Genomic DNA, 20998 nt, shown 5'->3' with positions numbered 1-20998 from the left:
CCGTTTCCTGTTACTTCTGCAGATTGCACTTCATGGCAGAATTGAAGCCCGCGGGAACGAAAAGGAAGCACCTTGGACGAGAACACGTTTGACCTTTTTCTAAAGGCAGACCAGGCACCATCGCAGGTACTAGAGGACTTGCCTATCCGTGAACGTCAAGTACAACAGCTCAGAGAAGCGTTCGCCGCAGCCGGCATCGATTCCATGGACGATCGCCGTGCGATCATCGAAAGCTGCACAATTCGCCAGGTCGACTCCATAAGGGACCTTCTCGCAAAGGACGTACGGCCGATCCTCCGCCGCATCGAAGAGCGCCGTCTCCCGGCCAAACAGATATCGGGCTCGGCATGGGACAACCGCGAAGAGGACACCTGGATCGACAAGCTCTAGCCGGAATCATTCTGTAGCACCGGACGGGCTCAGTAACACGGCGTCGTTGCCGGCTACCAGTCAAAGGTTCGCTAGGATCAAAGCAGCTTCAAGTAACAGAGCCGCCTCCTATCCATCGTTGTATGGGACAAAGCAGTCGGCTTGGTAGTGCTCCAGGGGGTAAATATTGGATCCGGATTCCAACCATTGGTTTGAACTCGGCGATGCAGCGACCCCTGCGGAGCGTCAGGCCTTGGAAAAGTTCAAGGCGCTCCTGCCCAACGATTCAGTCACCTACGCGTGGTCGAATCTGACGTTCATTGACGCTAGTGGCCGCACCAATGAAGTGGATGTCCTGCTGCTGACGCAGCAAGGCCTCTTCATCGTCGAGCTCAAGGGCTGGCACGGAACGCTGACTGGAGACCAGCAGAGCTGGACTCTGACCAGTCCGACTGGCAGCAGCAGCGTGCGCCCGAATCCGTACATATTGACGGACAGCAAAGCCAAGCGTTTGGCGGGCCTCTTGAAACTGAAGGCCCCCAATACAGCAGCAGCCAAGAACGTCCCCTTCATCAGGCCCATGGTCGTCCTGCACGGACAGGACTCAGTCGTCAAGCTGGACGAACTAGGCGCAACTGGAGTCTGGGCCCTCGATGGATACAAAGTCTCCGGACTGAAAAACCGTTCCGTCAGTGATTTCCTTAGGTCTCCGGTGCCTAACCACCATGACCTCGTAGACGTCCCTCGCGCCAACAAGATTCGGACGCTCATCCAAGCGGCCGGGCTCAAGCCCACCCCAAAATCCCGCTTCGTTGGCCAGTACTCCCTGGAGAAGGCCGATCCCCTGGGCGAAGGCCCGGATTGGCAAGACGTGCGAGCCGTGCACCCGGCTATTAAGGCGGTGCGCCGCATACGATTGTTCGACCTTCCACCGGGCGCATCGGCGGAGGTCCGCAAGGAAATCGAGATCTCCGCGAAGCGCGAGTACGCACTCACGCACGGGATATCCCACAGTGGCATAACGACGCCGCTGGACTACCTTGCTACGGATTCCGGTCCCGCCTTGGTCTTTGATCACGACGACGAGGAGCTCGCCTTGGGCGAGTTCATCCACCGACGCTGGGCCGACCTTGGAATCGACGAAAAAATCAGTCTCATCAGGGAAATCGGCGAAATCCTCCAGTTCGCTCATTCGAGGCGGCTAGCTCATCGAGCTCTAACGCCCCGGCAGGTATTCGTCCGCGAATCCAAGTCTGGTCTTCATGTATCAATACGTGACTGGTTCACAGGAACGAAGTCGCTCAGCTCAACATCGGCCGGCCCCTCCCAGTCGAGAACTTCCTTCGGCGCCGCAGAGCCTCAAAACCTCATCAGTGCTGAAAACTGGGTTTATCTCGCCCCCGAGACACTGACGGCCCGCTCCGAGCTGCCCCCGATACCTCTGGACGTCTACGGTCTCGGCGCCCTATCCTTTTTCATCCTTAGCGGGCGGGCGCCCGCCAACACCTTGGCCGAACTTCAGGAGATCTTCGCCAACCACTCCGGCCTAGATCTTGGTGCCATCGGTGACCTACAAGGGCCTTTCGTTGAACTGGTTCTGAACGCGACTCGGCAGTCGGAGGCCGATCGCACGGCGAGCATTGATGCCTTCCTCAAAGAACTGGATGCCGCAGTTGAAAAGCTGACCCGGCCTGATCCCAACAACCGTCCAAAGGCCAGCACTCCGCAAGAAGCATCCACCGGTCAGATGATTGGCGACCGATTCGAGGTCAAGGGACGTCGCGGGAGCGGATCCACAGGAACCGTTTTTGAGGTCGACGATTACGAGACGGGCAGAGAAGGCCTCATCTTAAAGGTTGCAAGAGACGACGCCGCAGCGCTCCGTCTTCGTGACGAAGCTGACATCCTCGCTGCGCTGGATCATACGAGGCTTGTACGGCTTGTCGAAGGACCGCTTAACGTCGACGGGCAAACCGCTCTGCTGTTGACTGATGCCGGCGACGAAACTCTTGCCCTCCGAATTCAGTCAGAGGGCCCAGCCACGATCGAACAGCTTGAAAGCTATGGAGCTGATCTATTCGCCGCCGTGGCCTATTTGGATTCAGTGGGCGTTTACCACCGGGACATCAAGCCGGCCAACCTAGGAATCGTTCGGGACTCATCTACACGGAAACCCCGGCTGGTCCTCTTCGACCTGTCGTTGGCACGCGAACCTCTCGCCATGATTGGATCCGGAACGCGTGGATACCTGGACCCGTACCTCGGCCCTCCGAGGCGCAGGCAATACGATAAAGCTGCCGAGCTCTACGCCGTCGCCGTCACCCTCTTCGAGATGGCCACCGGCTCGCTCCCTTGGTGGCGGGACGGCGATGCAGGGCCCAGCAGCCCTGCCGACGAAGTGGTGCTGGTGCCACAGTCTTTCGAATCGGCCATTGCCGATTCATTGATCACCTTCTTCAGGGTTGCATTGTCCCCTGATGCGTCCACCCGTTTCTCGGATGTGCACGCCCTGGCTGCTGGCTGGGCCGCTGTCTTTCGTTCCTTGGACGAGGCACCGGGTGGAGACGACGCAGACGAGGCCCTCCGCGATGCTGCGGCGGATGCCGCAACCCTTGACACGCTGCTCGCTGAAGCGGGGCTAACAGCGAGGGCTATTTCCGCCGTCAACAGACTCGGCGTCGCGACCGTGGGCGAGTTGCTCGGCACCTCACCGATGCAGGTCAATTCGATCCGCGGCCAGGGCGAGAAGACACGAAAGGAAATTCAACGACGCATTCGGGACTGGAAGTCCAGGCTGCTGACTGGCGGCACAACTGCCGCTCCCCGCCCGCTCGGCAACCTCGACAAGAGTATTGACACCCTGCTCGGGGGTCTGGTCCCTGTACCAAACAAGGCGAACGGTACAGAGGTCTTCGTTCTGCGCCTGCTTTTGGGCATTCGAACCCCACGGCCCGGGGGCGACCCTGCAGAACTCATCGCGTCGAGTGCAGCTTGGCCGACAACATCTCAGGTGGCTGAGCTGAGCGGAGTCAGCAGCGGCAGGGTCTCGCAAATTGTTACCGCCGCGGCCGTCCGATGGCAGCGAAGCCGTGTTCTAGTTGAGGCCCAGGACGAGGTACAGAGCATCCTAGCGGCCGAGGGAGGCGTAGCAGAGCTGGCCGAGGTTGCATCCGCGCTCCTGATCTCCCATGGCTCATCCTCCACGGGAGACGACCGGTTAAGACTGGCTCAGGGACTGGTCAGAGCGGTCGTCGAAGTAGACGCACGCTCATCAAACGCGCGTTTGGCTCAACGACGGCTCAGCTCCACCGGACGAATCCTCGTAGCAGCACAGATTGGCCAGGACGACGCCCAACCCGGTGATCCGGAATCGTTGCTGGTGCTGGCGCAAGAGTTGGCCGCCAAGGTCGACAGCCTTGTGGACTCGAGGGACGGATCATTCATGCTGCTGCCCGCGGCGACGGTAAGGCCGGTCCTACGGGAACTGGACAAAGCCGCGATCCTGCACGACGACAGGATACTGCGTCTGGCCGTTGCGGCCTCACACACTGCGGCCCTATCGGGCCGCGGTGAGTTGTACGCTAAGACACTCCCGGCAGAGAAGGCCCTCGAGTTTACGCTCCGGGACGTCGTGGTGCGGGAGCTTAGCGAGTCGAGCGCACAGAAACGGGTGACGTCGCGTTTTCCCACGGTGAGGGAACTGCCTTCACGGCCAGAGCTTGACGGCCTCATCGAAGCAGCAATGCCCGGCATGAGGTGGCGGGACGGAAGCTACACCCGAGTCGAGCGGTCCGAATTCGCTTCCGTCGCAGGGTCGACCACGCATACAAAGCTGTCTTCCACACAGATACTTGAGATCGAACGGCAGCTAGCCCAGTCGCTGACCCGGAAATCGGCCGTTACACTCGCTGTTCGCCCCAAGGACTTCATCAGGACTTCGAAGGCACTGACCCAGGTCTTCGGACTGAAGCTAGTGGACGTCTCAGCCGAAGTGGTCAAAGCAGTCCGCGCCACCGCACAGTCCAAAAATGTTGATTGGGACGTGGTTCTGCGGGCAGATGCCAAGTCCGCTTCACCGTCAGACCACGCCAATCTGGCTCAGCTGGTGCGGATGGCAGTCCAACCCTTGTGGGTGGAGGTGGTAGAGGATCAGAATCCCTTGCTGCTCACCAATATCGGTCCTCTCCTTAAGTTTGGGTTCGGCAGCGAAGTGGCCACACTCTTTGATATGTCCGTCCCGAGGCCTGCGGCACGCTGGGTCGTAGCCCCGAAACGTGGTTCGGCAAATACCCCGTCCTCAGACGGACGCGTCCCTCCCATGGGTCCCGATGGATTCGTTGATATTTCGCCCGGGCTCGCCTTGGCCCTCAGCAAACGTGAAAGCACCATATCGTCCGGAAAGGACATCCTGTGATCGATTCCAAGCTTCTTCTCGCAGATCTCAAGAAACAGCTGAAGCTTCTAGAATCCGATCTACGAAGTGAAGCCAAGCGCCCTTCGGGTGAAGAATCCGAAAGGTGGGCAAAGGAGCTCCGCGAAGAGCACCAGCATGCCCGCGACCACGACCGCACAGCACGCACCTTCGATGACTGGCTCGAGGGAGAGATCTCCCAGGCCGCTGTCGCCTGGATCGTCGCCACCGTCTTCATCCGCTTTTGTGAAGACAACGCCCTCCTAAATGATCTCTGGATCGCGGGGCCAGCCGACCGTACCCAACGGGCCTCTGAGGCCGAGATGGCCCACTACGCGAAACTACCCACCGACAATGCCCGCGACTGGCTAAAGACAGCTTTCGGCGCCCTCGCGGATCTGCCCGCGGGCCGGGCGCTTGTCGACCGAAAACACAATCTGGTGTGGCGGGCGCCCATCAGCGCCGAGTCAGCCAGCGCTCTGCTCAAGTTCTGGCGACAGACCGACGACGGCGGCGCACTCCGCCACGATTTCACCGACCCCGACTACGGGACCCGGTTCCTCGGAGACCTTTACCAAGACCTTTCAGACTACGCCAAGAAGACCTTCGCGCTCCTGCAGACGCCCGACTTCATCGAGGAATTCATCCTCGATCAGACACTCACTCCAGCCATCCACGAGTTCGGCATCGCTGAATTGAAAATGATTGACCCAACCTGCGGAAGCGGCCACTTCCTGCTTGGAGCCTTTGAACGGCTTCACCGCGAATGGGAGGCCGAGAGCCCAGGCCTTTCCAAACGCCAGAGGGTGCAGAACGCTCTGGACTCCATCCATGGTGTTGATTTGAACCCGTTTGCGGTGGCCATCGCGAGATTCAGGCTCACCGTGGCCGCCCTTCGCGCCTGCGGGGAGTCATCTCTGGTCACGGCACCAGCGTTCTCCTACCACTTGGCGGTGGGCGACTCACTCATCGGCCAACAAGGCCGTCAGGGAGACCTCTTTGAAGACGGAGAAGATGCCTACTCCTACACTTCTGAGGACATAGGAGACTACAAGGGGATACTGGAGCCTGGTACTTACCACGTCGTAGTTGGAAACCCGCCCTACATCACCGTCAAGGACAAGGCTCTCAACGAGTGGTACCGCCGGGCCTACGAGACCTGTGCCGGCAAGTACGCCCTCTCCGTCCCGTTCATGGAGCTCTTTTTCCGCCTCGCGATCAGGGGATCCGCCGACACCGCTGCCGGGCACGTAGGACAAATCACGTCGAATTCCTTCATGAAACGGGAATTCGGCAAGAAGCTTATTCAGGATCTACTTTCGGGCAAAACGATCTCCAATCCAGTAGATCTCACACACATCATCGACACATCTGGCGCGTACATTCCGGGTCATGGCACCCCCACTGTGATTCTCATCGGACGAAGGCGAGCGCCTGTCGGTAGTACTGTTCGGGCAGTCTTGGGCGTCCGTGGAGAGCCTGCCCAGCCAAAGAATCCTAACCAAGGCTTGGTCTGGAACGAGATTCATAACCACGTCAATGACGAATCCTTCAATGGCAGGTATGTAACTGTGGTGACACCTGCACGAGAGGAGTTTGCTACTCACCCTTGGTCGCTGTCGGGAGGTGGCGCAGGGCAACTCAAGGAATATATCGAGACAAATTCAAAGTCCACGCTCGGATCTACTGTGACAGAAATTGGCATCGTGGCTGTGCTCGGCGAGGAAGATGCGTTTGAAGTGCCCACTTGGACCAGAGAGGCAACGAAGGAGGTTGTTGAAGGCGACATGCTCCGAGACTTTGGCCTTCGTTCAAAGCCACGCTTCTGGCCCTACACTTCGACACTGGCAATCTCTCCCCACGCTCACAAATCTCCTTGGATGTGGCGGACTCGACGAACGGTTTCCGGCTATTTAATGTTTGGAAAGACCCGCCAAGAGCGGGGTATGGAGTGGTTTGAGTATGGGATGCTCGCAAAATCCAAAGTCAAAGTCCCGATGTCAATAGCCTTCGCTTTCGTCGCGACGCACAATCACTTTGTGCTGGACCGTGGTGGAAAGGTCTTCAAGCAGTCTGCACCCGTGATCAAATTGCCTGCCGACGCGACAGAAGAACAGCATCTGGGCCTAATGGCCATTCTGAACTCGTCAACTGCGTGCTTCTGGCTTAAGCAGGTCAGCTATCCGAAGGGGGGGTGATCCGGTCGGCGGTGATGGCGCTCGCGTAAGCGCTGAATCTTGGGACGACCGCTACGAATTCACCTCAACCAAACTGCAAGAGTTCCCGCTTCCGGCTGAACTGCCTGCTGACCGTGGCGCACTGCTCGACTCCTTGGCAACAACCTTGAGCGAGGTGTCCCCAAGTCGGTCCGTCCACGTCTTCGCGGCCACTGAGCCCTCCGAATCGCTGGCGGCCTCGTTGAAGGTTGCACATGCGAAGTGGACAGCCACTTGGGAACACATGATTTTTGAGCAGGAAGAACTCGACTGGGCAAGTTACGCGGCCTATGGACTGCTGGACCAAACCTATACCTATGGTTCTTCCGAGGACTTAGGTGTGTTGAACCTTGGTGAGCGTGCCTTCGAGATCCATTTGGCCCGGCAGATCGAACTCGGCCTTGCGAAATCTGCTTGGTTTGAACGTCATAAAACCGTTCCTCAGACCTCAATCCCTTCGAGCTGGCCGGACGACTACAAAGACTTGGTGCAACGTCGTCTCCAGGCAATCGAAGACAATCCTCACATCCAGCTGCTCGAACGACCGGAGTTCAAGCGCCGATGGGCGACCGAACCATGGGACCTTCAGCAGCAACGCGCGCTGCGCGAGCTCGTCCTGGACCGGCTGGAAGATGCCTCGCTCTGGTCGGACCCACAAGGCGCATCCTGTAAGTCCGTGGCCCAACTGGCCGATGCTGCACGCCACGATGCGGTCTTGGTCGAGGCTCTTCAAGTGCTGGCCGGATCAACGCATGTTGAGCTGGTGCCGGCGTTGACGTCTCTTCTATCGGAGGAGGCGGTGCCGTACCTCGCACAGCACCGGTACAAGGAATCAGGCCTCACCAAGTACCGCGGCTGGCAGGCTGTTTGGGATCTGCAACGGCGCGAAGACTCCGGCGAAAAAGTCGACGTCCCAGTCCCGCCCAAATACAAACCTGTCGATTTCCAGAAGACAAGCTATTGGCAAGCACGGGGCAAGTTGGATGTCCCTAAGGAACGGTTCATCTCCTTCCCTGGACTCCTGCGCAGTGGCGACACCACCCCCGTTTTCGGTTGGGCGGGCTGGGATCACGCGACTGCTGCCTTGGCATTGGCGCGGGCTACTGTCGAGCTTGACGCCGAAGGCGCAACGCCTGAACAGCTGAAACCGATGCTGGCAGGGCTCCACGAGCTCGAACCATGGGTAATCCAGTGGCATTCAGACGTCGACCCGGCGATGGGCTCAAGCCCTGCCGCAGCTATCACAGGGATGTTGGACAGCTATCTTTCACGGTTGGCGCTGACTCGAGCTGATCTAACCAATTGGCGGCCCGCTGCATCCACCGTGCGAGGTCGCCGTCGTAATAACGCCAGCGTCGAGGATACGGAGACCCTTGTATGAACGCGAATTTCGGCCTCCTGAAAGACGTCATTGATATTCCGGAGCACGTGGACGCAGCGGACTTCGTTCTTCAACTTCACAGTGGGGTGGAAGCCGCTGAGAAAACCCTGGGTGAATATGTCGTCACTGATTCGCTGGCCAAGTCTTTTGATGAGGCCCTGGGACTTGTCGAGCGATCTCTGGAGAACGGGCGCAGTAACGGTGCCTTTGTCCACGGTTCATTCGGTGCCGGTAAGAGCCACTTCATGGCCGTCCTGCACCTCTTGCTTGCAGGAAACCTCCACGCCCGGCAGCTGACAAATCTCCAGTCGAGCGTTGCCGCGCACGAGGGACTCTTGTCGAAAAAACTCCTGGCGGTCGACTACCACTTGCTCGGCGCGGAAAGTTTCGAAAGCGCCCTGTTCCGGGGCTACCTGGACCAGACGCGAAAGCTGTACCCCAATTCACCCACGGCCGTTCTGCACCGCAGTGACGAGCTGTTTAGAGATGCTGCAAACATGCGGAAGGAACTCCAAGATGAGGCCTTCTTCCGCATCCTTAACGGGGATTCGCAAAGTAGCGGGTGGGGTGAGCTGACAACCAGCTGGAATGGTGACAGATTCGACGCAGCTCTGCTGGAGCCAGTCGGCAGCTCGGAACGAGACCAACTGGCCCGGGCACTAACCGCAACGCTTTACCGAAGCTACGAGAACACCGGCCAATGGCTCGATATATCCAGTGGGCTCCGAGCGATGACTGACCATGCACATGGCCTCGGTTACGACGGCGTCGTTCTGTTCCTGGATGAACTCGTCTTGTGGCTTGCCCAACACCTGGGCAACAACGACTTTATCCAGTCGGAAACGTCCAAAGTGGCCAAACTCGTCGAGACAGGCACCGGCTCCCTCAGCATTCCACTGATCTCCTTTGTGGCGAGGCAGCGAGACCTGAAAGACTTCCTCGGAAGTACCGCCATTGGCGCCGAACGTGAAGCCATTGGTCAAAGCTTTTCGTGGTGGGAAGACCGATTTGAGGCTATAACACTAAAGGCCGCAGACCTCCCCCGCATCGTCAATCAAAGACTCCTCCAGCCCACTTCCGCTGAAGGGTCCCGTGCCCTCGCCCAAGCTACGGCCAGTGTCAAAGCCAACCCCGGAGCCATGCGCCACCTGCTCTCCGATGAGGCTGGCTCAAGTGCCGTGGACTTCGAACTGGTTTACCCGTTTTCCCCGGCGCTCATAGACGCCCTAGTCGCATTGTCCTCGCTCCTTCAACGCGAGCGGACGGCTCTGAAGGTGATGGGTGAGCTGCTCAGCTCAGGACGCGAACAGCTGCTGGTAACAGATGTTATCCCCGTCGGCGACCTGTTCGAGGCTGTCGTGTTGAGCGACAAAAAGCCTCTCAGCTCGGATATCGAGAAGCTCTTTCGAATCGCTGCCGACTTCTACCTCAACAAGCTGCGACCCTACCTGCTGTCGAAGCACGGGATTAGCGAAGCTGATGCCGCGGCGCTGCCTCGAACTCACGCATTCGTTGCCGAAGACCGGCTGGCCAAAACACTCCTGGTGGCCGAGATCGTCCCGGGTACCCCGTCCTTGCAGAACCTCACGGCGGCAAAACTGGCAGCACTGAACTACGGCACTATCAAGAGCTTTATCCCCGGCCAGGAAGCATTTGCCGTGCTGGAAAAGGTCCGGGACTGGTCCGGGGAGTTCGGCGAAATCAGCATCTCCGGTTCCTCCTCGGACCCGATTTTGAGCGTAAGCCTCTCGGGGGTCGATTATGACTCCATCGTAGAGAGAGTCCAGAACGAGGACACCGAAGGCGCGCGGCAGTCGGTTCTACGCAACCTGGTCAGTGAATTCCTAGGTGTATTGACCTGAGAGGTTGGTGACGCGGCTGGCCGGTGGCTGACCGTTGAGTGAGGTGTGGCCTCGATGATGATTGTAATGATGGAGCCAGTCGGCGAAAGCGGCAACACGCTCGGCCTCGGAGGCGTAGGGACGGGCGTAGGCCCATTCGTCGAGCATGGTGCGGTTGTAGCGCTCGACTTTGCCGTTTGTCTGAGGCCTGTATGGCAGATAGCGTGAGTTGGTACTCGTGTTCCGGGTTGTTGGTATTGCTGTTCCGGTGAGTTGGTACTGTCGTGGTTTGTGGGTGCTGCGCTGTGGGTGAGGCGGTGCACTGGGCGCCGCCTTTTCCTATGTGAGGAGGCAGCATGGCCGATTTCAAGGCCATTATGACCTTGGCTGTTGCTGGTCGGAGCTATGACGAGATCGTCGCGGTGGCGGGGTGTTCCCGCCGTGACGTGGCCGCGGCGAAGAAGACGATTGCGGCTTACGGTTTTACCGCAGGGCAGATCGGGGCGATGTCCCCGCAGGAGATCGCCCGGTTGTTTCCGGATGGTCGTAAGAGGGTCACGGAGTTATACGAACGCCCGGATTTTGATCGGGTGCTGGCTTCGATGCGGGAGAACCGGCACTTCACTCTCCAGCAGGCCTGGAGCAGGTACTTGGTCTCGAGTGCCGCGAACGGCGGGAAGAAGTACGGGTATTCGCAGTTTTGCGCCCTGTTCGCCGAGCATGCCCGCGTGACCGATGTCGTGGCGACGCTGCACCACGAGCCGGGCCGGGCGATGCTGGTGGACTGGGCCGGGGACACCCTGGGGGTTGTGGATGCGGTCACCGGGGAGGTGACCGGGGTCTATCTGTTCGTGGCTGTGCTGCCGTATTCCGGGGCGGTGTTCTGCCATGGGTATACGGACATGACATCGGCGTCCTGGATTGCCGCCCATGTGGCGGCTTTCTCGTTCTATGGCGGGGTCCCGCAGCTGGTGGTCCCGGACAATCCGGCGACCTCGACTCACCGGCCGAAGCGGGGCGAGTCGGCCCGGGTGCTCAACGCCCGGTATCAGCAGCTGGCCGAGCATTATTCGACGGGGATCGTGCCGGCCAGGGCGAAACGGCCCCGCGATAAGGCTGCGGCCGAGTCGGCGGTGAACGTGGTGAACAAGCGGGTGATCGGCTATCTGGCCGAGGAGGTCTTCACCACGGTGCAGGCCCTGAACGAGGCGATCGGGGCCCGGCTGGTGGAGATCAACGAGCGGATTCCCCGGGCCGATGGCAGCACCCGGTGGGAACGGTTCACCGCCGATGAGTCCGGCCTGCTCCAGGCGCTGCCGGCCGACGGGTTCGACTCGGTGGAATGGAAGCAGCTCAAGGTCGGACGGAATTACCACGTCAGCTGCGATTCCCAGCATTACTCGGTGCCCTACACCTACGCCGGGCAGCTGCTGCGGGTCCGGGTCACCTCCACGACAGTGACCGTCTTCGACGGGGACCAGGTCATCTGCGAGCATGTCCGGCGGCTGGGCCGGAAGGGCCAGTATTCGACCGATGTCGCGCATGCCCCTACCCGGCACCGGGGTATCGACGGGCTGTGGTCCAAGCGGTGGTTCACGGACCGCGCCCGGGGCTTCGGGCCAGCCACCGAGGCGGTCATCGCCGGGATCATCGACCGGCACACCGTGGAGGCCCAAGGGTACCTGGACTGCCAGAACATCCTGGAGTCCCTGGGCAAGCGGAACAAGGCCCGCCTGGAGGCCGCCTGCCAGGTCCTGCTCGACACCGGTCAGGGCCCAGGAACTTACAGCACGATCAAACGGATCATGGCCACCATCGACTCCGACACTAAAAAACCCAAAACAATCACACCGGCGGCGGCCACCCGCAAACCCGCCGGCGGTGCCGACCCCGGCGCAGGCATCCAGGCGGCGGTGCACGTGCGCTCGGCCGAGCACTACCGGCGCGACGGACAGGGAGGCCAGGGCTGATGTTCACCAGCGAGGACCACGAGAAATTCCGGACCCTGCGCATCGCGCACCTGGCCTTGCGGTTCGAGGAACTAATCACCGACGAGGCCAATGACGAGCTCACTCCCGAGCAGATCTTCCTCACCGCAGTGGACGACGCCCTCCACCAGCGCCGGGCCCACAGGATCGACAAGCTCATCCGGGCCGCCAGGTTCCCGATCCCGCAAGCATCGGTCGCCGAGATCAACTACCAGGAAGGACGCGGGATCACCCCGGTGCGGATGAAGCGCTACGCCGCCCACCAATGGCGCCAGGACCCCACGAACCTCCTGGTCATCTCACCAACCGGTGGAGGCAAGACCTACCTGGCCTGCGCGATCGGGATCGCCGCCTGCCAAAGCGGACACACCGTCGCCTACACCCGGATGGACGACCTCGCCCGCCGGCTGGTCATCGCCCGCGGTGACGGCATCGGCCACCAAAAGCTGCTCAACGAGCTCTCGGACGTGGACCTGCTGGTCATCGATGACTTCCTTACCGTGGGCATCGACCCCGAAGCGGCCAACGACCTCTTCGCGGTCCTGGCCAACCGGGAACACCGCCTGCCCACGCTCATCGCTTCCCAATCCGGCCCGGCCTACTGGGTCGAGGCCCTGCCGGACCGGGTGGCCGCGGACTCGATCGTGAACCGGCTGGCAAACAATGCACGCCAACTCAACCTCGGCGACGTGGACATGCGACGACTCCGCGACGATACGGCCCGAGCGCAACCGGGCCACTGGGAATAGACCCCAACCAGGACATGGTGCCGGCCCCGAGCGGACAAGCGAAGGGCCGGTACCAATTTCCCGGAACCCCAGTACCAACTACCCAGACCAGCAGTTCCAACAAAAGCTATCTGCCACTGTAGGGGCGGGTGCGTTTGTGCTTGATGTCCGGGCCCAGAGCGTCTTTGAATGCGTAGGAGCGGTAGCAGGATCCGTTATCGGTCAGGACCCGTTTGACAGTGATCCCGTGGGACTCGAAGTAGGCATTGGCGCGTTCCCAGAATCCGGCCGCAGTGTCCTTTTTCTCATCGGTCAGGATCTCCGTGTAGGCGAGCCTGGAGTGATCATCGACGGCGTTGTGCAAGAAGGCGTGACCCGGTCTCCGGTTCGCCGCGGTACCGGTCTTGTTCCGGTTTCCGGCGGCCCTGCCGACACTGCGGTGTCCGCCGCCGTCAGGGATCCGTCCAAGTTTCTTGATGTCGACGTGGACCAGGTCCCCGGGGCTGTGGTGCTCGTACCGGCGAATCACCCGGCCCGTGGCCCGGTCCATCCACGCCAGCCTCGCCAGCCCAAACCGGGACAGCACCCGGTGCACCGTGGAGGGGTGAATGCCCAGCAGATAGCCGATCCGTGCCGGGCCCCAGCGCCGGTTGACTCTGATCGCGACGATCCGCCGCTCCCGCCGCGTGGAGGTCCGACGCGGGGAGTTGATGGGCCGGCTGGAACGATCACCCGTCCCGTGCTCCCCGTGCTCCCGGTAACGGGCCGCCCACCGCGCTGCGGTCGTCACCGACACCTGGAACCGCTCAGCAGCACGGCGCAGCGGCCACCCGTCATCGACGATGCACCGGGCCAGCCGGAGCCGTCCCTTCGGCGTCAGAAGCGCGTTAGCATGGGACATTGAAGACCTCCTTGTGGATCGGACTCTTAGACAAGCCCCACTCCACTTGGAGGTCTTCTTTTTGTCACCTAACCACGCCGCATGTTCCTAACCTCCGTGGTCAATACACCTAGGCCTCCCAGCGGCGGTGGGGTTGATGTCGACGCGCGAGTTCACTCACGTGTGGCGAGGAACCAAACGGGTTGTTGATGTTATTTTCGGGAACATCCGTGATGCATCGTCTCTCCCGGACGATGCTCTCCGCGCTGAGGGCGACCGATGGAAGGTCGTCATCGACGTCCCCTTTGACTCCGGTAACCACAGTGCGCAGGAAGACCTGAACCGCCTTGCACAATTGCGGGATGCCGGCCTTGAATCACGAACCATCGCCTGGGTTCCGCATTTCCTCTCCGCGGCCCGTCTCAACGACGTCGGCCGGCTGGTCCTTCTCGAGCACCTCCTCAAAGGATCTGGAGAGCAATTCGAGGCGAACGCGAGCAACCTGCCCGTCTCTGACCGGCCGATTGCAAAACGCCAGCTTGAAAGCCAGCGCTCCAACATCAGGGAGCGCCTCAAGAGCGCGCTTCTTCAGGCTTACGGAATTGATACCGCCACTGCCGACGATGTGGACGCGGTCATCGCCGGCGATTCAGTCCTCACAAGTCTCCTGCCCGGCCTTGAGCTTCGACCACCGGTGGCAGCTGATTTGAGGGCCGGTCTCAACTCTGCCTTGGCGACAGCGCTGACTTACCTCTATCCCAAACACCCGCTGTTTGAGCCCAGCGAAACGGAAATTAGAAAGGCTGAGCTCTCCGCCATTGCCTCTCTGGTTGAAGAATGTGTATCCAAGGGCGGCCGGCTGGACGGAATAGAAAGGTCCAAGGCAGCGACACTTCGCCGCATTGCTATCCCCCTCCAGCTGGGTGAGCCACGAGAGACCGTATTTTCCCTTAATTCGTCCAACTTTGGGTGGATGGAAAATTTCACCAAGTGGGCTGCCGCCGAAGCACTCGACCTCAAGATATCCACCCTTCGGGCGCATCTGGAGGACTACGGGGTATCCACCGAAGTGGGTGATCTACTAATCCTCGCTTGGACCCTGCTCGAAGACCGGCAATGGTTCCGCGCTCAAGCGCCCCTTTCAGCAACTCCAACGGTTGGTGGCATCACATCCGACATGTCGCTCAGAACACCAGAGCTTCCTTCCGCGGATGATTGGACGATTGCAAACCACCGCGCAGCGACGGTGTTTGGTATTCCAGCAGAACCCCGTCTGAGCGCCCAAGGAGTCAGCAGACTGGCACGGCTGGTTCGGCAGGCCGCATCAGTGGCCCAGACGTCCGCTCACCAGCTTGTCCAAGAACTTCAACGGCACGCTGTGGTTCTAGGGCTTAACAGCGAGATGCATGAATCGACCGCCAACGGCAACCGACTCAAAACAGCAACAGAGGCTTCAAGTTTGACAGCTGCGTTGGCTAGCGAAGTGAACGACACATCGCTGCTAAGGGCCCTCGCCATTGCCGACATTCCAGCCGAACCTCAGGCGTTAGGCAAGTCTATCGCCAGTGCACCAGCCGTTGTTTCCACACTCCGCAACGCGGAGTGGAAGGTCCTGAACCAGCTCACAGCACGATCAGAGCCCGAATGGATCCAGGTGCTGGACTCACTGCAGACAGCTGCGATCGCTGACGAGTTCCATTCACCGCTCGCTCCCGCAATCGCTGCTGCCAAAGAGGCCGCCCTCAGCATCCTCATGCGCCAGCCTTCACTACCTCCGACAACTCCGCCTGAGGAGGTCGAGACCCCGACTAGGGGGAAGGAAACCACTCCCCCGGACGTTCCGACGAAAGCACGGGACCTCCCAAGTTCAGTGGAGCCTTCAGACGAGCCCAAGCAAGCGGGGACACTCGACAGGCTTAACGCCGTCGACCTCATACTGAACGGGCCGGAAGTGGACCTGAGCCAATTCGAAATGCAGCTCAAACGCGCGATGGTTGATAATCCTGGAAAGACAGTCCATGTGAAGTGGTGGATCGAGTGACCGTTTCGGAAGTTGGGTCAACGCTTAGGGTAGCGTCACCGCAGATCATCGAGGAGTACGCGCATCGGATAGCGCAGTCCCCCGAAGCCGGCCGAATTATGCTCTTAGCCGCCCGGCCCATCTGGAACGGTCCGTCATCGTATGCTGCCCAAGGTATAACGGTATGGGTCAGAACGGCAGTGTCGCAGCTTGCCGCTCTGGAGGCTGTCACGGACCTTCCTGCTGGTGATCTCCTGATCATCTTGACTGACGTCCCGGAGGAGGAGCTAGGTGTACTACCCAGGGACGTTGGTTGGGTGAATGTGATGACTCGCTGGAGTCGTTGACCCAAAGGTGAGGACCTCCGGTTGCACAGTGGAGTTGCTTAGACAACCGCTGCAGCGACCAGGAGGTCCTCATGTCCCACGCTAATGCCGCTTTGACTCCGCGCCAACGTTTGCGCGTCGCGCGTCTGATCGTGGACCACGGCTGGCCAGTATCCCGGGCTGCCGAGCAGTTCAACTGCTCCTGGCCGACCGCGAAACGGTGGGCGGCCCGTTACGCCGCGATGGGTGAGGCCGGTATGGCTGAGAGGTCCTCCCGCCCGTACCGGGTGGCCAACCGGACGCCGCAGCAGCTGGTGCGCAAAGTCGTGCACCTGCGCTGGAAGCAACGGCTGGGACCGGTCGCGATCGGGGCGAAGCTGGCCATGCCGGCCTCGACCGTGCACGCGGTCCTGGTCCGGTGCCGGCTGAACCGCCTTCATCACGTGGACAAGCGCACCGGAGAAGTCATCCGCCGCTACGAACACGAGACTCCCGGAGCGATGATCCACGTCGATGTGAAGAAGCTCGGCAACATCCCCGACGGCGGCGGCTGGCGCTACGTCGGCCGGCAGCAAGGCAAACAGAACCGTGCTGCGACTCCCTCAAAGCCCCGCAGCAAACACCGCAACCCGCTGATCGGGACCGCCTACGTGCACACGGTCATCGACGACCATTCCAGGGTCGCCTACGCCGAGATCCACGGCGATGAAACGGCAGCCACCGCAGTAGCAGTCCTGCAAAGGGCTGTGTCCTGGTTCGCTGCCCGCGGCGTCACCGTGGAACGGGTTCTCTCTGACAACGGGGCGGCCTACAAATCACATCTCTGGCGCGACGCCTGCCGGGAGCTGGACATCAGGGCAAAGAAGACCCGACCCTACCGGCCGCAGACCAACGGCAAGATTGAACGTTTCCACCGAACCCTTGCCGACGGGTGGGCATTCAAACGCTTCTACGCTACGGAATCAGCCCGCAGAAACGCCCTCCCGGCATGGCTGCACCACTACAATCACCACAGGCCCCACACCGCAATCGGAGGCCACCCGCCCATCAGCCGCTTAACCAACCTGCCTGGGCAGTACAGCTAGGCGATGCTGTCACCATTCCGTCCCGTGGACAGCGGGTCAACTTCTTGGACGAGTGGTCGACTATTCCTGAGCTCTTTAGTGCTGTGAGCTATGATCCACAGCTACGGGACTACGGCAATTGGCTCCCGCAGAGCCTTATCGCACACCGTCCACCAGGAGGTTGGCCAAAGGCACCCTCTGGCATTGTTACTGCGGATCTGGCGATGAGCGGCCTGCTTACGTCTGTGCTGGGTATGAGTGTCAACGATTCGATCGACGAAACACACCTTCTGGTGGCATTGGATGTTCCAGAAATCCGAACCCGATGGGCCGTGGTTAGCCCGGAGCTTCGAACCGCGCTTACTACGTGGGTGGGCCGAAGCTTCGGCGAGGCCGCTAGGCTCGCCCTGGCAGCCTCATCTGCGAGCAAGATTTCGGTCCTGGCCTTTGGAGTCGCGCTAGACGTGTTGTGGCCGGATTCCTCCGATGCGAGAAGCCCAGCCACCGAACAAATAGCCGCGAGGACCCGAGCCGAACGCTATTTTGGCAGCGCGCCGATTAGTCCTAGGGAAGCACGTGCACTTGCGTCTGCTTCCAGGCAAGCGTTGCTGCGAATGAGCCTCGCAGGTGACTCTTTGGTCCCCGCTGTGATGCAACAAGCTGAAACGTGGCTCGCAGACATCGGGTGGACTGAAGGCGCGTCCAGGTCCGACCTCTTGCCGGCAGGATTTGCTGCACGTGCCGTGCAGTTGGCCGAGGCCCTCATGATTGCGAATCTAGCCTCCGTGGATTTGCCGCGGATCGAAGGCGTGCTTAATGATCTCTTGGATCACCAGCTTGCAGCAGGTCCGTCGGGGGAAGCCGAGGCAGCCCGCATGGTGGTCAGGCTTGTCCGTTGGCTAGCTTCGGAGGAATCAGCTCCACAGTCGTTGAGCGATTGCGTTTCCCTCCACATGGCTGACGGCAGCTGGGTGGACCGTGCGGCGGCCACCGTCTGGACTGGATCCAACTTCGAGTCGAATGCTGCCGCCTATGCCCGTGTCCTGAATTTGGTTCAGGTGCGACGGAGTCTGCGTGATCGGCAGTTTGCCAAAAAAATCTCGGAAGAGCTCGCAGGTCCGCCTGTCGACACTGTGTCTGGAACGGAGGACATCCTGCCTCACGTTGTGAAGCCCCTTACCGGTGTGACTGGTTGTCTGCTGATAGTCCTAGATGGCATGAGTGCAGCTACGGCAAACTCAATTGTCGAAGATGTAGTAAATAGCGGATGGCAGGAACTTGTAGAAGATCTCGAGGGATTAGGTCGCTCCCGTCGTGGTGTTCTCTCTGCAATTCCATCCCTAACGACCTTTTCCAGAACGTCTTTATTTGCTGGTCGTCTCGCTGCAGGCCAGCAAGCCGACGAGAAGCGCTCTTTCGGAGCGCCCTTGTTTCATAAAGACGATCTTCGCGCCCCGGCCGGTGCCCGTTTGCCCGGAGACCTAGTTGCGGGCCTCAACGACCCGCGAAAGCCGCTCATCGGCGTCGTTCTCAACACGATAGACGACGCCCTTGCCAAACACGATCCAGGTGGAACGACATGGACGCTGAATAACATTCAGCATCTGGCGGACCTTCTCCAAGCCGCCGCATTGGCAGGCCGGACGATCATTTTGACGTCCGATCACGGGCATGTCGTCGAACGTGGATCTGAACACCGGCCGGTGGCGGGGGCCGCCGCCCGGTGGCGCCCGACTAGCTCGGGCCCTGCGGCATCTGACGAAGTGGAACTGTCAGGAAGACGGGTCCTGGCGCCAGGCGGCTCTGCAGTAGTGCCAGTGGTTGAGAACCTCAGATATTCGCAGAAGCAAGCTGGGTACCACGGGGGCTGCACGTTGGCGGAAATGATAGTGCCGGTCGTCGTTCTCAACAGGGCTGGGGCGCCGGCGCCCAAGGGGTGGCGAGTTGCACCGCCCCAAACGCCCGGCTGGTGGAACGATCCGGTACGCATCCACCCCGCAGATAATGTTCAGACCCGGCCGAGAGCCACAAGGAAGGCGAAGTCAACAGAACCACGCCGCGAACAGCCTCTCTTCCAGTTCGGTCCGGAACCAGTTACGGAACCGGCGGCTGCTGTTGCAGTCTCATGGATTCCGGAACTGATGCAGAGCAGCATGTATCAGGATCAACGAACCCGGGCAGGACGGCGAGCCCTCTCGGATTCCCGCGTAGACGAACTTCTGACTGTGCTTGCGCAACACGGGGGGCGGATCCACAGGGACTCTCTTGCAAGGGCGGGTGGTGTGTCTGTGGCGGAACTGACCAGTGAATTGGCGGCGCTGAGACGCCTTCTGAACGTAGAGGGCTACCAAGTCCTGACTCAGGACAGCGATGGTGTAACAGTCGTCCTAGATATTGGCCTGATGACTGAACAGTTCAGTCTCGGAGCGGTCCGATGATAGAAATTAGCCCGCGCAGACGCCGTGAAGTTATCGACGCCCTGCGTAGGGGAACGGTACCGCAGCAAGGCCTTGATGTTCTGGCAGTTGGGCTCGACAAGTTCGATCCGGCCATTTCCCAGGAGCTCGAATCTGTTGCGATGGGTGGTGCAGTTTTCAAAGCGGTCCGCGGCGAATACGGATCGGGTAAGACCTTCTTCGCCCGCTGGCTCGTCGAGGCAGCCAAGAAGCGTGGATTCGCTACTGCCGAGATACAAGTTTCAGAAACGGAAACACCCCTACACCGGCTGGAAACCGTATATCGTCGCGTAACTGAGAATCTTGCGACTTCCGAGTTCGCGCCGAGCGCGCTACGAGAGATAGTTGACGGCTGGTTCTTTGCCCTAGAACAGGACGTAATTGCTGCCGGTTCCGCGTCCCGTGAGCATCCTGAAGCATTTGACACTGCTGTCGTGGCTCTTATGGAACGCAGGTTAGAGGCCGTAACACGTACAGCGCCTGCCTTCTCGGCGGTGCTTCGCGGCTACCGTGAGGCCCTTCGAGATGCTCACATCAGTCAGGCGGAGGGACTTCTTGCGTGGCTGGGAGGGCAGCCTCATGTGGCGGCCTCGATCCGACGAACGGCAGGTATTAGGGGCGAGCTCGACCATTTCGGCGCTCTTGGCTCGCTGCAGGGGCTACTCACGATCCTCCGGGACAGCGAGTACAAGGGACTTGTCATCGTTCTGGATGAAGTGGAAACACTCCAGCGCGTCCGCTCTGACGTTCGAGAGAAGTCGTTGAATGCACTCCGCCAGTTGGTTGACGAGGTGGATGCCGGGCGCTTCCCTGGCCTTTACATTTTGATTACTGGAACACCGGCCTTCTATGACGGTTCTCAAGGGATGCAGCGGCTTCAACCACTAGCCCAGCGTTTAGCCGTTGACTTCAGCACAGACAGCCGGTTCGACAACCCCCGCGCAGCCCAAATCAGACTTGCAGGGTTTAGCCACGAATCTCTGATGGAGTTGGGCTGTAGGGTGCGGGACATCTACGCTTCTGGCAGTGACACGTCGAATCGGATTGTGTCCATCGTGGATGACTCGTATGTTGGGGTACTAGCTCGTGCCATCTCTGGGGAGTTGGGAGGCCGTACCGGCGTCGCCCCAAGATTATTTGTCAAGAAACTCGTGGGCGATGTTCTGGACCGCGTGGATCAGTTTCCAGATTTCGATCCACGCAAGGATTACGCACTCACCGTCGAGGATGGGGAGCTCACCGAGTCCGAACTAGCTGCTTCGAGGTTGGGCGACAGACGCGGCCGATCCGTCGACGACGTTGATCTCGAGATTTGAGT

11 protein-coding genes and 2 pseudogenes are annotated in these 20998 nt (G+C 60.3%); 11 read left to right on the top strand and 2 right to left on the bottom strand.

Going from position 1 to position 20998, the window contains the following annotated elements:
* Positions 1-72: 72 nt before the first annotated feature.
* The 5 genes from LFT46_RS05345 (at position 73) to LFT46_RS05330 (ending at position 10239) form a co-directional block, all read left to right on the top strand.
* Entirely contained in the window at positions 73-390 is a 318-nt protein-coding gene (locus LFT46_RS05345; RefSeq protein ID WP_236821496.1) for a hypothetical protein, read from the top strand.
* A 232-nt stretch (positions 391-622) separates the two neighbouring features.
* A complete protein-coding gene (gene pglW, locus LFT46_RS05340) occupies positions 623-4783 on the top strand; it encodes a BREX system serine/threonine kinase PglW (protein ID WP_236821495.1) in 4161 nt (1386 codons plus the stop codon).
* Positions 4780-6978 (top strand): BREX-2 system adenine-specific DNA-methyltransferase PglX, encoded by a 2199-nt coding sequence (pglX, locus tag LFT46_RS21140; protein ID WP_272910824.1) that lies wholly within the window; start codon positions 4780-4782, stop codon positions 6976-6978. The genes pglW and pglX (LFT46_RS21140) overlap by 4 nt, the downstream gene beginning before the upstream one ends.
* The gene (gene pglX / locus LFT46_RS21135; RefSeq protein WP_336885561.1) at positions 6932-8377 is read left to right on the top strand and encodes a BREX-2 system adenine-specific DNA-methyltransferase PglX; all 1446 of its coding nucleotides are present in this window, start codon (positions 6932-6934) and stop codon (positions 8375-8377) included. Before pglX (LFT46_RS21140) ends, pglX (LFT46_RS21135) begins: the two co-directional genes overlap by 47 nt.
* On the top strand, positions 8374-10239 hold the full coding sequence (locus tag LFT46_RS05330; RefSeq protein WP_236821494.1) for a hypothetical protein: 1866 nt from the start codon (positions 8374-8376) through the stop codon (positions 10237-10239). The genes pglX (LFT46_RS21135) and LFT46_RS05330 overlap by 4 nt, the downstream gene beginning before the upstream one ends.
* On the opposite strand, the pseudogene LFT46_RS05325 reads toward LFT46_RS05330, so the two are convergent.
* Positions 10222-10443, bottom strand: a pseudogene (locus LFT46_RS05325) (integrase core domain-containing protein); the annotation flags it as partial. The gene LFT46_RS05330 and the pseudogene LFT46_RS05325 sit on opposite strands and share 18 nt — an antisense overlap.
* Before the next feature lie 131 nt (positions 10444-10574).
* Between LFT46_RS05325 and istA the strand changes: the two are divergent.
* Both istA and LFT46_RS05315 read left to right on the top strand, forming a co-directional pair.
* On the top strand, positions 10575-12188 hold the full coding sequence (gene istA, locus LFT46_RS05320; RefSeq protein WP_236821493.1) for an IS21 family transposase: 1614 nt from the start codon (positions 10575-10577) through the stop codon (positions 12186-12188).
* Positions 12188-12955: an ATP-binding protein gene (locus LFT46_RS05315; protein ID WP_236821492.1), complete on the top strand. Its 768-nt coding sequence runs from the start codon at positions 12188-12190 to the stop codon at positions 12953-12955. The genes istA and LFT46_RS05315 overlap by 1 nt, the downstream gene beginning before the upstream one ends.
* A gap of 118 nt (positions 12956-13073) precedes the next feature.
* On the opposite strand, the pseudogene LFT46_RS05310 reads toward LFT46_RS05315, so the two are convergent.
* Positions 13074-13835 (bottom strand): annotated as a pseudogene (locus LFT46_RS05310) (IS481 family transposase); the annotation flags it as partial.
* A 136-nt stretch (positions 13836-13971) separates the two neighbouring features.
* On the opposite strand from LFT46_RS05310, the gene LFT46_RS05305 reads away from it, so the two are divergent.
* The 4 genes from LFT46_RS05305 to brxD all read left to right on the top strand — a co-directional run bounded on the left by LFT46_RS05305 (position 13972) and on the right by brxD (position 20996).
* Positions 13972-15855: a hypothetical protein gene (locus tag LFT46_RS05305; protein ID WP_236821491.1), complete on the top strand. Its 1884-nt coding sequence runs from the start codon at positions 13972-13974 to the stop codon at positions 15853-15855.
* 397 nt (positions 15856-16252) lie between these two features.
* Positions 16253-17245: an IS481 family transposase gene (locus LFT46_RS05300; protein ID WP_236819733.1), complete on the top strand. Its 993-nt coding sequence runs from the start codon at positions 16253-16255 to the stop codon at positions 17243-17245.
* Positions 17149-19662: a BREX-2 system phosphatase PglZ gene (gene pglZ, locus LFT46_RS21325; RefSeq protein WP_442863674.1), complete on the top strand. Its 2514-nt coding sequence runs from the start codon at positions 17149-17151 to the stop codon at positions 19660-19662. The genes LFT46_RS05300 and pglZ overlap by 97 nt, the downstream gene beginning before the upstream one ends.
* The gene (gene brxD / locus LFT46_RS05290; protein ID WP_236821489.1) at positions 19659-20996 is read left to right on the top strand and encodes a BREX system ATP-binding protein BrxD; all 1338 of its coding nucleotides are present in this window, start codon (positions 19659-19661) and stop codon (positions 20994-20996) included. Before pglZ ends, brxD begins: the two co-directional genes overlap by 4 nt.
* The last annotated feature ends 2 nt before the right edge of the window (positions 20997-20998 follow it).

Origin of the sequence: Arthrobacter sp. FW306-07-I (assembly GCF_021800405.1) — a bacterium.
GTDB lineage: Bacteria > Actinomycetota > Actinomycetes > Actinomycetales > Micrococcaceae > Arthrobacter.
Note: the sequence above shows the minus strand (reverse complement) of the source record. Positions and strands in the feature narration are given on the sequence as shown.

Coding starts and splice junctions, on each gene's coding strand:
- LFT46_RS05330 (WP_236821494.1), top strand. CDS start 8,374: ATGAACGCGAATTTCGGCCTCCTGAAAGACGTCATTGATATTCCGGAG.
- istA (WP_236821493.1), top strand. CDS start 10,575: ATGGCCGATTTCAAGGCCATTATGACCTTGGCTGTTGCTGGTCGGAGC.
- LFT46_RS05315 (WP_236821492.1), top strand. CDS start 12,188: ATGTTCACCAGCGAGGACCACGAGAAATTCCGGACCCTGCGCATCGCG.
- LFT46_RS05305 (WP_236821491.1), top strand. CDS start 13,972: ATGTCGACGCGCGAGTTCACTCACGTGTGGCGAGGAACCAAACGGGTT.
- LFT46_RS05300 (WP_236819733.1), top strand. CDS start 16,253: ATGTCCCACGCTAATGCCGCTTTGACTCCGCGCCAACGTTTGCGCGTC.
- pglZ (WP_442863674.1), top strand. CDS start 17,149: ATGGCTGCACCACTACAATCACCACAGGCCCCACACCGCAATCGGAGG.
- brxD (WP_236821489.1), top strand. CDS start 19,659: ATGATAGAAATTAGCCCGCGCAGACGCCGTGAAGTTATCGACGCCCTG.